At 71.3% G+C, this 13,592-nt stretch carries 10 protein-coding genes; 8 read left to right on the top strand and 2 right to left on the bottom strand.

Features of this window, described 5'->3' with window-relative positions; genetic code table 11:
* The first annotated feature begins 35 nt into the window (after positions 1-35).
* The 6 genes from FVS66_RS19815 to FVS66_RS19845 all read left to right on the top strand — a co-directional run bounded on the left by FVS66_RS19815 (position 36) and on the right by FVS66_RS19845 (position 7,060).
* Positions 36-233: an aroma-sacti cluster domain-containing protein gene (locus FVS66_RS19815; protein ID WP_149182522.1), complete on the top strand. Its 198-nt coding sequence runs from the start codon at positions 36-38 to the stop codon at positions 231-233.
* Positions 234-358: 125 nt separating this feature from the next.
* Positions 359-1,723, top strand: coding sequence for a radical SAM protein (locus tag FVS66_RS19820; RefSeq protein ID WP_149182523.1), 1,365 nt, complete (start codon positions 359-361; stop codon positions 1,721-1,723).
* Positions 1,723-2,340 carry a flavoprotein gene (locus FVS66_RS19825; RefSeq protein ID WP_149182524.1) on the top strand — a complete coding sequence of 206 codons (618 nt, stop codon included), beginning with the start codon at positions 1,723-1,725 and terminating at the stop codon, positions 2,338-2,340. The genes FVS66_RS19820 and FVS66_RS19825 overlap by 1 nt, the downstream gene beginning before the upstream one ends.
* 97 nt (positions 2,341-2,437) lie before the next feature.
* Positions 2,438-3,877, top strand: a complete 1,440-nt coding sequence (locus FVS66_RS19830) for an MFS transporter (protein WP_262387092.1) — start codon at positions 2,438-2,440, stop codon at positions 3,875-3,877.
* Positions 3,874-6,042 (top strand): B12-binding domain-containing radical SAM protein, encoded by a 2,169-nt coding sequence (locus FVS66_RS19840; RefSeq protein ID WP_149182525.1) that lies wholly within the window; start codon positions 3,874-3,876, stop codon positions 6,040-6,042. Before FVS66_RS19830 ends, FVS66_RS19840 begins: the two co-directional genes overlap by 4 nt.
* 31 nt (positions 6,043-6,073) lie before the next feature.
* Positions 6,074-7,060 (top strand): NAD-dependent epimerase/dehydratase family protein, encoded by a 987-nt coding sequence (locus tag FVS66_RS19845; RefSeq protein WP_149182526.1) that lies wholly within the window; start codon positions 6,074-6,076, stop codon positions 7,058-7,060.
* 37 nt (positions 7,061-7,097) lie between these two features.
* Here FVS66_RS19845 and FVS66_RS19850 read toward each other — a convergent pair whose 3' ends face one another.
* On the bottom strand, positions 7,098-7,559 hold the full coding sequence (locus FVS66_RS19850; protein WP_149182527.1) for an SRPBCC family protein: 462 nt from the start codon (positions 7,557-7,559) through the stop codon (positions 7,098-7,100).
* A 492-nt stretch (positions 7,560-8,051) separates the two neighbouring features.
* Between FVS66_RS19850 and FVS66_RS19855 the strand changes: the two genes are divergently transcribed.
* Both FVS66_RS19855 and putP read left to right on the top strand, forming a co-directional pair.
* Positions 8,052-9,101, top strand: coding sequence for a PP2C family protein-serine/threonine phosphatase (locus FVS66_RS19855; RefSeq protein ID WP_316248202.1), 1,050 nt, complete (start codon positions 8,052-8,054; stop codon positions 9,099-9,101).
* A 165-nt stretch (positions 9,102-9,266) separates the two neighbouring features.
* A complete protein-coding gene (gene putP / locus FVS66_RS19860) occupies positions 9,267-12,848 on the top strand; it encodes a sodium/proline symporter PutP (protein WP_149182529.1) in 3,582 nt (1,193 codons plus the stop codon).
* 226 nt (positions 12,849-13,074) lie between these two features.
* On the opposite strand, the gene FVS66_RS19865 is transcribed toward putP, so the two are convergent.
* Positions 13,075-13,503, bottom strand: a complete 429-nt coding sequence (locus FVS66_RS19865) for an ATP-binding protein (protein ID WP_149182530.1) — start codon at positions 13,501-13,503, stop codon at positions 13,075-13,077.
* Between the last annotated feature and the right edge of the window lie 89 nt (positions 13,504-13,592).

Genomic DNA, 13,592 nt, shown 5'->3' on the forward strand with positions numbered 1-13,592 from the left:
TCACCCCCCGTGGCCATCGCCCGAAGGAGAGACGCATGTCCCATGAGCCCCTGGAAGCCCTGCGCCGTGCCGGCACCCCGGTCGACCTGCTGTCCGAGTCCGAGCGAGAGGTCTTCGCGTCCCTGAGCCCGGACGAGGTGTCCGTCCTCGGCTCGATCCAGGCACGGCTCAGCGCCGTGGCCGCCGCCGTCGAGGGCCAGGCGGCGGACTCCAACACGAACGTCCTCTGCTGACGGGTCCACGACGCCACAGGCGTTCCCGCCGCGGCCGGTCCGGCGGCACGGTCCGCCGGACCGGCCACGGGAACGCGCGGCCGGCGAATCGCCGACTGCCGGGACACGCAGCGCCGGAGGGTTGGATGGACCGAGTAAGCCGATACCTGGTGATGAGCGACCGCACGTACACCGACGTCACAGGCGTCCGCGCGCGCCTTGTGTACAGCACCCGCACCGCGAAGGTCATGGCGGTCGACGTCGCCACGGCACGGGCCCTGGAGGCCCGCGACGCCGCCGGTGTGGCGCCGGCGTGGCGCGACGCGCTGCGCGGCGCCGAGGTGCTCGTACCGGCCGACGAGACCGAGCTGACCGCGGTGCTCGACCGCAACCGGCGGGCCTCCGCGGACCGCTCGGCGGTCCAGATCTCCCTGCTGCCCACCTCCTACTGCAACATGGGGTGTGCCTACTGCGGCCAGCAGCACACCCGCGGAGGTCTGTCGCGCACGCACCGCGACCAGGTCCGCGACCGGGTCCTGCGCGCGGTGAACGCGCCGGCCACGCGACGCCTGCGCATCGACTGGTTCGGGGCCGAACCGATGATGGGATACGCGGTCATCCGCGACCTGGCACCCCGGTTCGTCCAGGCCGCGGCCGAACGAGGAGTCGAGTATTCCTCTTTTCTCGTGACGAACGGATCCCTGCTCACCACGGAAAAGGTGGACACCCTTATACGCGCCTGCGGGGTCACCCATTTCGAGATCACGGTCGACGGGCCTCCGGAGATACACGACAAACACCGACCGCTCAAGAGTGGCCGCGGCTCCTTCTGGAAGATCGTCCGCACTGTTCGCGCCGCGCTCGACGAACCGGAATCCCGATCGGCGCACTTCACGTTCCGTACGAATGTCGACCGGCACAATCAGGACAGCGTTCCCCGCTATATCGAGTTGATGGCGGAACTCGGATTCGGCCGGTCGAACGTGTCCTTCTCGATCGTTCCCGTCCACTCCTGGGGGAACGACGTCTCCGACATCGAGGTGTCCAAGCAGAACTTCGCGGACCGGGAAATGCTCTGGCTCCGGCTCCTGCTGCGCAACGGCCTGACCGTGCAACTGCTGCCGAGCACCGCGAAGAAGGTCGTGTGCCCGGCGACCACCACCGCGGCGGAGATCATCAGCAGTACCGGCAACATCTTCTCGTGCAGCGAGCACCCCCTCGTCCCCGACGCCGAGCGGAACCTCGCGCTCACGCACATCGACCGAGCCGGCCCGGAACCCGGGCGGCCACCGGGCCTCTTCGACGGCTGGAACGACGAGATCGAACAGGGCGGGAGCTGGTGCAAGGGCTGTGTTCACCTGCCGACCTGTGGGGGCTCCTGTCCCAAGGCGTGGCACGAGGGACATCCGCCCTGCCCCAGCTACAAGTTCAACTTCCAGGACCGGCTCGACCTCGTCGCCTCCCAGTGCGGCCTGGACTCCGCGGCCGGAGAGGCCACCGGGGCCCGGTGATGGCGGACGCCCACCCTTCAGCCCCGGACCCGGGCAGCGGTACGCCCCCGCGCCGCCTCCTCCTCGGAGTGTGCGGCTCCGGCAACGTACTGGTGCTGCCGCAGTACCTCATGACCCTCCGAGCCGGCCTCGACGTCGACGTCCGCATCGTCATGACCCGCTCGGCGGCGGCCCTCGTACCGGCCTCGACCATGCGGCTGGTCTGCGAGGAGGTGTACTGCGACGGGCAGGACGAGCTGACCACCGGCCATGTCTCGCTCGCCGTCTGGGCCGAACGGTTCGTGGTGCTGCCCGCGACCGCCAACATGCTCGGCCAGGCGGCGCACGGCCTCGCCTCCGGGCTGCTCAGCTCCGCGCTGCTCGCCCACGAATCCCCGGTGTTGTTCTTCCCCAGCATGAACAGCCGGATGTGGGAACGCCCGGCGGTGCGCCGCAACGTGTCACAGCTGCGAGCCGACGGGCACGTGGTCGTGGAACCGGTGCCCGCCCCCGCCTGGGAGATCGCCGGCCGCGAGATGCGGACGAACCACGGGCTGCCTCCGCCCGCGACCGTGACCGCGGTGGTGAGCGAGTTCTGCCGCCTCCCGGTCGGCCCGCGCGAATCCCCGGTCGCCTGACAGCCCCGCACCGCACACCCCACCGCGCACCCACCGCACCGCACACCGCACCCGCACACCGCGTATCCGGCGCCGCGACGCAGGAGGAGACGGAGACATGGCAGCAGCCGCGCACAGGTTCCGTACGGCACTCGCCGGCGGACCGATGTCGGTGCGCGGCTTCCGGCTGCTGCTCGCCGGACAGCTCTCCTCGACGGTCGGGGACTACTGCTACGCCGTCGCCCTGCCCTGGCTGATCCTGTCCCAGGACGGCGGCACCGTCCTGCTCGGCACCGTGCTCGCCTGCTACGGCGTTCCCCGCGTCGTCACCATTCCCCTGGGTGGTGTGGTGGCCGACCGGTACGGCGGCAGGCGCGTGATGCTCGTCGCCGACGTGGTGCGCGCCGCGGCCGTCGGCGTCCTGGCGGCGGTGGCCTTCACCGGGACCCCGACCCTCGCCCAACTCGCCCCGATCGCCGTCGTCCTCGGCGCCGGCTCCGGTGTCTTCATCCCCGCGTCGTACACCTTGCTGCCCGAGCTGCTGCACAAGGAGCACCTCGGTCGGGGCAACGCCCTGTCGACCATGGTCAACCAGGCCGGCGGCCTCCTCGGACCGACCGTCGGCGCCGCTCTGGTGGCCGGCTTCGGGGCGGGCCCGGCGCTCACGGTCGACGCCGTGTCCTTCGTGGTGTCGGCCGTGGTGCTCTCCCGCATCCGCACCGGCGCGGACAAGACTGCCGGTGCCCCACGCGCGACCCGGGCCGACAGCGCGCGAGCGGTCGCCGCCGAGGGACCGTCCTTCGCCGAACTGCTCCGCCACGGACGGCTGCTGCACGTCGTCCTCGTGGTCGCGCTGGTCTGCAACCTGGCGTTCACCGGCACGATCGAGGTAGCGCTGCCCGAGCTCGCCCATCAGGGCATGGGTGCCACCGGCTACGGCGTGCTGCTGACCTGTCTGAGCCTCGGCGGACTCGCCGGTTCGCTGCTGGCCGCCCGTTCCCGGACGGTGACGTCGCCCGCCTACCTCTTCGCGGCGCTCGCGGTCGTCATGGGCGTCTCCCTGGCGGCCGTACCGTACGCAGGCGGCCTGGTCGGCGCCGCCGTGAGCGTCGCCCTGTACGCCGCGGCCAGCGGCTGGCAGAACATCGTCGCCGTGACGATGCTGCAGGTGTGGACGCCTCAGGCGCTCATCGGCAGGGTCATGAGCCTGGTGATGCTGGCCGTCATGGGCACCTTCCCGATCTCCGTCGCCCTGGCCGGCTTCGGGGTCCGCCACCTCGGCGCGGCGCCCTTCTTCCCGGCGGCGGGCACGGCCATCGCCCTCGCCGTCCTGTGCGCCCTCACTCAGAAGGCGTTCCGCGGCTACCGGTCGGGCACCGAGTACACCCCGGGCACCCTGCCACCGGAGCCGGAGCCGGAGCCGGAGCCGGAGCCGGAGCCTGGGCCTGGGCCTGGGCCTGGGCCTGGGCATGGGCGTGGGCCTGGGCCGAACGCCGAACCGGCCGTCAGCACCACACGTCAGCGGCAGGACAGCAGCAGTCAGGAGTCACAGGGATGAGCGTGTTCGTTCCGCTGGGCAGGCCGGCACCCGACCGCGAAAGGGGAACCGGCGACGTCCCGTACCTGCTGATCAATCCACCCGTCACCGATCCGACCACCCCCTACCACTCGATCCCCTACCTCGTGGGCGCCGCCCGCGAGGCCGGCCATGCCACCTACGGCTGTGTGGACGCCAACCTCGACGCGTTCCAGTACCTGGCGCATCCCGACCGGTTCGGCACGGCGATCGAGTCCGCACGGCGGACGCGAGCCGAGACAGAGGGCCGGCCCGGGCCTCCCTCGCGACACGACGAGATCCGCTACCGGCTGTCCCTGGCCGCGGAGGGCCTGACCGCCACGTCGGCCCGCGACGCGATCTCCGTGTTCAAGGACCCGGAACTCTTCTACCACCCCCCGACCTACGCCCAGGCGGTCGCGGTGATGAGCCGCTGGTGGGACCTGCTGGCACTGGACATGCCGCCCGGCTCGCTCGACGGGTTCTCGATGCGCGCGAAGTCCACCGTCAACCTGTGCAGCACCGCGGACCTGTCCGACCCGGCGGTCGCCGCGGCCGTCTCCCGCCCCTTCGAGGGCTATTTCGCCGACGAGTTCGCCTCCCGGCTCCGCGAACGGCGCTGGGACCTGGTGGGCCTGTCCGTCAACTACACCAGCCAACTGCCCGTCGCTCTGCGGATGGCCCGGCTGATCCGGACCGCACTGCCCGGCACGGTGATCGTCTTCGGCGGCACCGAGGTCGGAGACGTGGTCAAGTACACGGCCGACCGCGAGGCGCTGTGGAAGGTCTTCCAGGACGCCGACCTCATCGTCCCGGGGGAGGGCGAGACGGCACTCGTCGGCATCCTCGACGCGATCAGGGACGGCACCGGCTTCGACGGCATCGGCGGGGTCATGACGAGGTCCCGCCCGAACCCGCACATCTCCTACGGCAGCGTGGCCACCCTGGCGAGTCCCGCGTACGACGTCTGGGAGTGGGACCGGTACTGGTCACCGGAGCCGGTGATCCTCTACAGCCCCACCCGCGGCTGCTACTGGAACAAGTGCACCTTCTGCGACTACGGCCTCAACACCGACCGGCCCACCTCGCCGTCCCGTGAACGCCCCGTGGCCGCCGTGATGGAGGACCTGCGCCAGGCCACGCGGTTCGGCAGGACCCTGTACTTCGCCGTGGACGCCATGTCCCCCCGCTACCTGCGCACCCTCGCCACCGCACTCGCCGAGTCGCCTCTCGACGTCCGATGGGCCGCGGAGCTGCGCCTGGAACGTACCTTCCCCAAGCGCGCCGCCGGCGCACTGCTCGCCGCCTCCGGCTGCGTCGCGGTCTCCTTCGGCTACGAGTCCGGCACCCAGCGGGTCCTCGACCTCATCGACAAGGGCGTACGGATCGACCAGGTGCCGGACGTCCTGACCGAGCTGGCACGCAACGGCATCGCGGCGCAGATGATGGGCTTCACCGGGTTCCCCACCGAGACCGAGACGGAGGCGCTGGCGACGTACGAGTTCCTCCAGGTCCATGAGGACCTCTGGACCACGGCCGGGATCGGGGTGTACTCGCTGACACCGGGGTCCATCGTCGCGAAGGACCCCGACCGCTTCGGCATCGAGCTGCTGCCCGCCTCGCCCTCCGACGACATCAGGCGGTACGTGCCCTGGCGGCAGCGCGACTCCGAGACCGTCCACTGGCCCGAGCCGACCGACCCCAGGATTCCGCGGGAGTACATCGCGAGCACCCGCAAGGTGAGCTTCGACCGGCCCTTCGTCGGCGGCATCGACTCCGCCCACAGCCTGCTCTACTACGCCCGCTTCGGCCGCGGACTGCTGCCCGACGTACCGCCGGAGGAACAGCCACGCGTCCGCCTGGTCGACGAGCCCGTGCTGAGAGTGCCGTTCGAGTCCGTCGAGGCGCTCACCGGCGTCGACGACCTGATGGCCGAGGTGAGCCGCAGAAGCAGACAGCACCGCGACACGACCGCCCCCTCCTACAGCCACTGGCTACGCGCCACGGGAGCGGCACGCCCCGGCTCCTCCGGAGTCCTGGTCCTCGCCCACGGAGACCTCGTGGAACTCCCCGCCGGAGCGGACTTCACCGCTGACAGCGCCCTGACCCACGCCCTGCGCCTCCTGGTGTCCGCCCAGACCCGGTCCGCTCTCGGTGAACCCACCTGACCGCGGGTCCGGGCGGTGCTTGGCTGTCGGGATGGAGATCCTGGTTCTGGGCGGAACGGCATGGTTGGGTCGGGAGCTTTCGCGGCAGGCCGTCGAGCGCGGTCACATGGTGACGTGCCTCGCGCGCGGGGAGAGCGGGGAGGTCGCCGAAGGAGCGAGGCTGGTGGCCGCCGACCGGCGCGACCCTTCGGCGTACGCACCACTTCTCGGCCGCGCATGGGACGCGGTCGTCGAGGTGTCATGGCAGCCGGGCCTCGTCCGTGGGGCGCTCGACGCACTGGGCGGGAGCGCGGGGCACTGGACCTATGTCTCCTCGATCAGCGCGTACGCCTCCCATGCCATGCCGGACGCGGACGAGTCCGGCGCGCTCCTCACCCCCACCGACCGGAGCGAGGTCGACCGCTCGTCGTACGGCGAGGCGAAGGTCGCCTGCGAGCAGGCGTCGACGGCCGTCGTGGGCGACCGCCTCCTCATCGCCCGGGCCGGTCTCATAGGCGGCCCGGGCGATCGCAGCGGACGCTCCGGCTACTGGGTGGCTCGCGCGGCACGCGATCCGCGCGAGCCGATGCTCGTTCCCGACACCCCGGACATGCCGACACAGGCGGTCGACGTCAGGGACCTCACCACCTGGCTGCTCGACGCCGCGGAGAGGGGGAGCACCGGCACATACGACGCGGTCGGTCCGGTCGTTCCGTTCGCGGAGTGGATTGAGCAGTCCCGCGCCGTCGGCGGGCACACCGGCCCGGTGCTCACCGCCGACTCGGCCTGGCTGCTGGCGAACGGCGTGGCCGAGTACATGGGCGCCGAGTCCCTGCCGATGTGGCTGGTCGAGCCGGGCTGGGAAGGGTGGTCGGCCCGGAAGGGTACCGCCGCCCGCGCCGCCGGCCTCCGCCACCGGCCCACGGCGGACCTGCTGGCCGACACACTGTTCTGGGAGCGTGAGCAGGGCCTGGAGCGCCTACGGCGCGCCGGCCTCAGCGCCCGGCGCGAGCGCGAGTTGCTCCAGGCCCTCGGCTGACGCCTCCGGCCCCCCGGTCCGTGCGGGTCGGGTGCCCTCACCCCCCAGGCTTGATCCTGCCCCGCCACGCCCCGGACTCGCCGCCCCGCCGTTCGATGTACTCCTTGAACCGGCGCATGTCGCCCTTGACGCGGCGGTCGATCGTGCCCGTCATGTCGGCGGCCTTCTCCTCCGCGCCACTCGGTTCGACCTCCATGACGAGCTCGACGCGGGTGTGCGTGTCGTCGACGCGCTGGAAGCTGACCAGGCCCCTCTGGTCCGTGTCACCACTCACCGTGCGCCACGCGATGCGCTCGTCGGGGAGCTGGTCGATGATCTCGGTATCGAACTCGCGCCGGACACCGCCGATCTTCATGGTCCAGTGGTTGTGCCTGTCGTCGACCTGCCTGACCTCCTCCACGCCCTCCATGAACTTGGGGAAGTCCTCGAACTGCGTCCAGTGGTTGTAGGCGGTGCGGACGGGCACCTCGACCTCGACGGTCTCCTTCACCTTGCTCATCGTGACTCCTTGCTCGCGCGAGGGAAGCGCGACAGCCTGTGCGCCGCGCTCGGCACGGTGCACCGGGTACCCGTTCCCGGGCGGCCATGCGTGCAGGCCCGTTCCCTCCAACACCACCCGCGGCGACCGGCTCGCCGGCAGCCGCCCGATGACGGTCGCGCAGACCGCACGCACCGCCATCGCCGGGACAGTGGCCCGGGTGAGCAGCACGGGCAGCCGCTCCCAGCCGCCGGGCTCACGGCCGCTCCAGGCCGGCACACCACACCCGACAGCGCACGGCCCGGTCCGCTGCGGGTGGAATCCCTGGTGCTGACGAGGCAGGCTGTACGCATGCGGTCGCTCTTCCGCTCCGCGCAGCCACCGGGAACGGGCGGTCACAGCCGGGTCCTGTTCAGACTCGCGCAGTTTGTGCCTTTCGTGCTCATACTGCTCGGGCTAGGAGTCGAGCTCTCACCCATACACGATGTGTACACCGGCCCCCTTCTCACAGCGATGCCGGCACTGGCTTCGCTCACGATGGGTCCCCGAGGCATCCTCGCGGCGGCGGCCGGGGCGCTGTCCGTCACCTCGATCAGTGCCACCCTGCACCATTCCTGGGGTGAGGGGCAGGCCTTCAGCAACATCGCGGGCCTGCTCGTGGTGACCGTCGCGAGTGTCACCACGAGCAGCGCCATGCACAGCCGCCGGCAGAGCGAGCTCAAGCAGGTCCGCCGGATCGCGGTGGCGGCACAGGAGTCCATCCTGCGGCCCGTACCCGCCCGGCTGGGCCCGGCGCGGACCGCCAGCATGTATCTCGCGGCCGAGTCAGGCGCACAGATCGGCGGTGACCTGTACGAGGCCGTGGCGACCCGCTACGGGGTCCGGATGATCGTCGGGGACGTCCGGGGCAAGGGGCTGCCCGCAGTGCGTGCGGCCGCGGCTGTGCTGGGTGCCTTCCGGGAGGCCGTGCACTACGAGGCCGAACTGGCGGAGGTCATGAATCACTGCGCGGCGGCGTTCCGGCGGGAAGACGCTGTGGCCCGCTCCTCCGGAGCGGGGGGTAAGGGCGAGGGCAGGGAAGACAGCTCCGTCGAGGAGGAGGCGGAGAGTTTCGTCACCGCGCTGCTGGCCGAGGTGTCGGACGACCACGTGGTCCATGTGGTCAACCGCGGCCACCCGCCCCCGCTGCGGTTGAGCCGGGGCACGGCCCAGGAGCTGATGCCCGCCGACCCCCTGCCGCCCCTTGGCCTCGAAGACTTCATCACCGGGCCCACAGCCAAGGCCGAGCGCTATGTGTTCGAACCCGGTGACCGTCTGTTGCTGCACACGGACGGCGTGAACGAGGCCCGCGACGCCGACCACAGATTCTTCCCCCTGCCCGAGGCCGCGGAGTCGGTGCGGAGAACCTGCACTCCGCAGGAGTTTCTGGAGGAACTGCATCTGAAACTGCTCCACCACACGGGGGGCCGCCTGGCGGACGACGTGGCGATGCTCGTCGTCGACCGGCTGGTTGAGGAGACCGACGGACGAGGCGAGGTCACCGATGCCTCCACCGCGCACTGACCGCACTGACCGCCGCCCTGCCGTGGCGCGTCATGCCGTCGTGTCTCCACCTGACGCCACCGGTCGCCGCTCAGTGGCTGACATCAGTAGATTTGTTCACCAGGGCGCAAGGCCGCAGACCTCGTCGGGCGTGCGCTGCTCACCGGCCTCGCAGGCGAGGAAGACATGTTCGACTTGAGCGCGCCGATCCTGGCCACCTTCGTCGTCTATGTGGCAGCCATGATCGGAGTGGGCATCTGGGCATACACCCGCACCCACACCTTCGCCGACTTCGCCCTTGGCGGCCGTAGGCTCAGCGCTCCGGTCGCCGCCCTCTCCGCGGGTGCCAGCGACATGTCGGGCTGGCTGTTCCTGGCGCTTCCCGGAGCCGTGTACGCGGCCGGCATCGGCGCCAGCTGGATCGCCGTCGGCCTGGCGGTCGGCACCTACCTCAACTGGCGCTTCGTCGCGCCGAGGCTGCGCACCTACACCGAGCGCGCCGGTAACGCCGTGAGCCTGTCGGCCTACCTGGAGGAACGGTTCGAGGACCGCACCCGGCTTCTCCGTACGGTCTCGGCGCTGGTCACCGTCGTCTTCTTCACCGTCTACCTCGCCAGCGGGCTGGTGGCCGGCGGACTGTTGTTCGAGTCCGTCTTCAATGTCGACTTCGAGCTCGCGGTGGTCCTCACCGCTCTGGTCATCGCGGTCTATTCGTGCCTCGGCGGCTTCCTGGCCGTGAGCCACACCCATGTGATGCAGGGCGTACTGATGTTCGTCGCCCTGCTGGTGCTTCCCGTGATCGGCATCTGGATGCTCGGGGGCTTCGGGGCGCTGGGCGACGCGCTCGACGACGAGACCCCCACACTGCGGGACATGGGGGCGGAGGCCGTCTTCGCCGACGGCCAGTGGTCGGCAGGCGGGCCGCTCGGCGCCGTCGCGATCGTTTCGCTGCTCGCCTGGGGCCTCGGCTATTTCGGTCAGCCGCACATCCTGGCCCGCTTCATGGGCATCCGCAGCACCCGCGCCATCCCCGCGGCCCGGCGTATCGGAACAGGCTGGGTGGTCGTCGTGCTCGCCGGGGCCGCACTCGTCGGCCTCGTGGGAATCGGGCAGCTCGACACGCCGCTCGGCAACCCGGAGACCGTGTACCTCGCTCTGAGCCAGACACTGCTCGATCCCTGGGTCGCCGGCGTGTTCCTGATCGCCGTACTGGCCGCGATCATGTCGACCGCGGACAGTCAGCTTCTCGTGTCCTCCGTCGCCCTCACGGAGGACTTCTACCGGGCGTTCCTCAGGCGGGAGGCGTCGGACAGGGCGCTGGTCTGGGTGGGTCGCGCCTCCGTGGTGGCGGTGACCCTGGTCGCCTGCGTGATCGCGCTCGGGGCGGACGGGGTGCTCAGCATCGTCGCCTATGCCTGGGCGGGCTTCGGCGCCGCCTTCGGGCCGGTCGTCCTGCTCTCGCTGTACTGGCCTCGCATGACCTGGGCGGGGGCCATGGCCGGAATCGTGTCCGGCGCGGCCACGGTGCTCCTCTGGGACGAGATCAATCCGCTCCTCGGACCGCTGGAGTCGGGCATCTACGAGATGGTCCCGGGCGTGCTGGTCGCCACCGTCGCCGCACTGCTCGGTGGCCGGTTCGTCGGCCGGCCACCGGAACGGGCGTTCTGGCGGATGCCGGGAGGCGGGGGGAGCCGGCTGATGCTGGAGCCGTTCCTCGCACAGGCTCCGGTCGGCGTGGCCGTCCTGGACACCGACCTGCGGTACGTCTGGGTGAACGAACTGCTGGAGCGTCTGCTCCCCCTCGACCGACGGCTGGGCCGGCAGGTGAGCGAAGTGCTGCCGAGGGATGAGGCTGAGGCGTTCGAGAAGAGGATGCGGGCGGTCCTGGAGACCGGGGCTCCGGTGCTGGACTACGAGTTCCGCGGAATCGACTACGAGGATCCCGGCAAGAAGCGCGCGTACTCGGCCTCCTTCTTCGTGATGAGGGACCGACACGGTCGGCATGTGGGCATCTGGTACATGCTCATCGACGTCACCGAGCGCTGGCGGGCCCAGGAACGCCTGGCGCTGCTCAACGAGGCCGGCGGGCGCATCGGGCGCACGCTGGACGTGACGGTGACCGCACAGGAACTGGCCGACGACACCGTGCCGTCCCTCGCCGACTACGTGGCCGTCGACCTCCTGGAATCCGTGATGAGCGGCGAGGAACCGGCTCCAGGGCCGGTGAGCGGCACGCCCGTCCTGCATCGTGCGGGGCAGAAGTCGGTGCGCGAGGGCCCGCCGGTGACGAGCCCGGCCGTGGGGGAACCGGTCTCGCGGGGGCCCTCGTCGCCCGTGGCCCGCTGCCTGCTGGAGGGCCGCACGGTGGTGGAACCGGTCCCGGACGGCCCCACCGGCGACCGGGTGGCCGAGAAGCCGTCCCTGGACGCCGCCATCCGCGACTTCGAGCTGCCCTCGGTGATGGCGGTCCCGGTGAAGGCTCGTGGTGTCACCCTGGGCGCGGCCACGTTCGTCCGGTCCCGGCGGCTGGGCCCCTTCGAGGACGACGACGTACGTCTCGTCGAGGAACTCGTCTCCCGCGCGGCGCTGTGTGTCGACAACGCGCGCCGCTTCACCCGCGAGCGCACCGCGGCCCGCTCGATGCAGAGCTACCTCCTGCCCCAGGAGCTGACGGGAGGATCCGCTCTGGAGGTCGCCTCGTGGTACTTCCCGGCGGACGCGCCGAGCGGTGTGGGGGGCGACTGGTTCGACGTGATCCCGCTCTCCGGGACGCGGGTCGCCCTGGTCGTCGGGGACGTCGTCGGACATGGCATCAACGCCGCCGCGACCATGGGGCGCCTGCGCACGGCGGTGCGTACGCTCGCCCATCTGGACCTTCCTCCCGACGAGCTGCTGGCCCGTCTGGACGACCTCGTCATCGGCCTGATGGAGGCGCAGAGCAGCGGCGGGCCCGCGGGGGCCGAGAACGACAACGTGGGCGGCGCGCTCATGGGAGCCACCTGCCTGTACGCCGTGTACGACCCGGTCGGCAGGCAGTGCACGCTGGCCAGGGCGGGGCACCTGCCGCCCGCGATCGTCGGCCCGGACGGCACCGTCGACTTCCCCGACCTGCCCGCCGGACCGCCGCTCGGCCTCGGGTCCCTGCCCTTCGAGTCCGCCGAGCTGGAGCTGGCCGAGGGCAGTCTGATCGCCCTCTACACCGACGGCCTCATCGAGACCCGCGACCGGGACGTCGACGTCGGGCTGTCCCGCTTGGCCGACGTCCTCGCGACGCCCGGGGCGTCGCTGCGGGAGACCGGCGGCAATGTGATCGACGCCCTGCTGACCGGTCCGCCGTCCGACGATGTCGCCCTGCTCCTCGCCCGGACCCACGTCCTGGGCTCGAACCAGGTGGCGTCCTGGGACCTGCCCGTCGATCCGGCCGCCGTCGGGCACGCCCGCAACCTCGCGTGCGGGCAGCTGTCCGACTGGGGGATGGACGACCTGATGTTCACCACGGAACTGATCGTCAGCGAACTCGTCACCAACGCCATCCGTCACGCGACCGGGCCGATCTGTCTGCGCGTGATCCGTGACCGCGCCCTGATCTGCGAGGTTTCCGACGCCAGCAGTACCTCACCGCGCCTGCGCCACGCCAGGACCACGGACGAGGGAGGGCGCGGGCTGCTGATCGTCGCACAGCTCGCCCGACGCTGGGGCACTCGCTACACGAGGACCGGCAAGATCATCTGGACGGAACAGGCTCTTCCCGCCGAAACGGACGCATGAGCCCGGGTCCCGCCGGGTGTGAGGCGCACGGCCTGGGTGCAACCATGGCCGGGGCGTTCCGCCTCCGAACCCCTCCGAGCCCGATGCGGCTCCGGCCGCAGACCCCGAGACAGGCGCTCGCGGCATGTGGAAGTTCTCCCGGACCGCACCCGCCACGGCGTCGGCGAGCAGGTCGTCGTCTTTCCGCCGGTCACCGGCGACACGCCGCCCGGCACGCTCGGTCACGTCACCTCACGACCACGTCTGCCCACCGACTGGTCCCGTCGGCGCGCTCTCGCACGCCGCACCTGGCGGACAGCGCCATGACGATGCCGATGCCTCGGCCGTGCTCGTCCGGGTCGAGCCCGGGAGCCGGCTGGCCGGCCGGAGTCGCGGGTCCCGCGTCCGTCACCTCGACGCGTACGGCTCCGAGCCCGTCCACCAGGACCTGCGACAGCCGCAGCGTCGCGGGCGGCAGGGCGTGGACGAGCGCATTGGTGAGCAGCTCCGAGGCCAGCAGGAGCACGTCATCGGCGACGTCCGCGGACAGGCGCCAGTCGGTGAGGACCGCACGCACGCGCCGACGCGTGATCGAGGCGGCCCCGGGGGCGTGTGGCAGCGGGAAGACGTGCATGACGTCTTCGGGAACCGCTGCGCTGAGCTGCGCCACTGTCATGGCCCTCCTCCTCCGGGAGCGCTGCCGGCCGGAGGCCGGGCGTGATGAAACGCTAAGGAGGGCGCGGCGGTCGGTCAATGAACAGCGGT

The sequence above is a fragment of the Streptomyces sp. TRM49041 genome (assembly GCF_008271805.1).
In the GTDB taxonomy this organism is placed as follows: Bacteria; Actinomycetota; Actinomycetes; order Streptomycetales; family Streptomycetaceae; genus Streptomyces.

Excerpts from the sequence above, each read along its gene's own strand:
- putP (WP_149182529.1), top strand. The coding sequence starts at position 9,267 with ATGTTCGACTTGAGCGCGCCGATCCTGGCCACCTTCGTCGTCTATGTG.
- FVS66_RS19815 (WP_149182522.1), top strand. The coding sequence starts at position 36 with ATGTCCCATGAGCCCCTGGAAGCCCTGCGCCGTGCCGGCACCCCGGTC.
- FVS66_RS19865 (WP_149182530.1), bottom strand. The coding sequence starts at position 13,503 with ATGACAGTGGCGCAGCTCAGCGCAGCGGTTCCCGAAGACGTCATGCAC.
- FVS66_RS19830 (WP_262387092.1), top strand. The coding sequence starts at position 2,438 with ATGGCAGCAGCCGCGCACAGGTTCCGTACGGCACTCGCCGGCGGACCG.
- FVS66_RS19840 (WP_149182525.1), top strand. The coding sequence starts at position 3,874 with ATGAGCGTGTTCGTTCCGCTGGGCAGGCCGGCACCCGACCGCGAAAGG.
- FVS66_RS19850 (WP_149182527.1), bottom strand. The coding sequence starts at position 7,559 with ATGAGCAAGGTGAAGGAGACCGTCGAGGTCGAGGTGCCCGTCCGCACC.
- FVS66_RS19820 (WP_149182523.1), top strand. The coding sequence starts at position 359 with ATGGACCGAGTAAGCCGATACCTGGTGATGAGCGACCGCACGTACACC.
- FVS66_RS19825 (WP_149182524.1), top strand. The coding sequence starts at position 1,723 with ATGGCGGACGCCCACCCTTCAGCCCCGGACCCGGGCAGCGGTACGCCC.
- FVS66_RS19845 (WP_149182526.1), top strand. The coding sequence starts at position 6,074 with ATGGAGATCCTGGTTCTGGGCGGAACGGCATGGTTGGGTCGGGAGCTT.
- FVS66_RS19855 (WP_316248202.1), top strand. The coding sequence starts at position 8,052 with ATGCCGGCACTGGCTTCGCTCACGATGGGTCCCCGAGGCATCCTCGCG.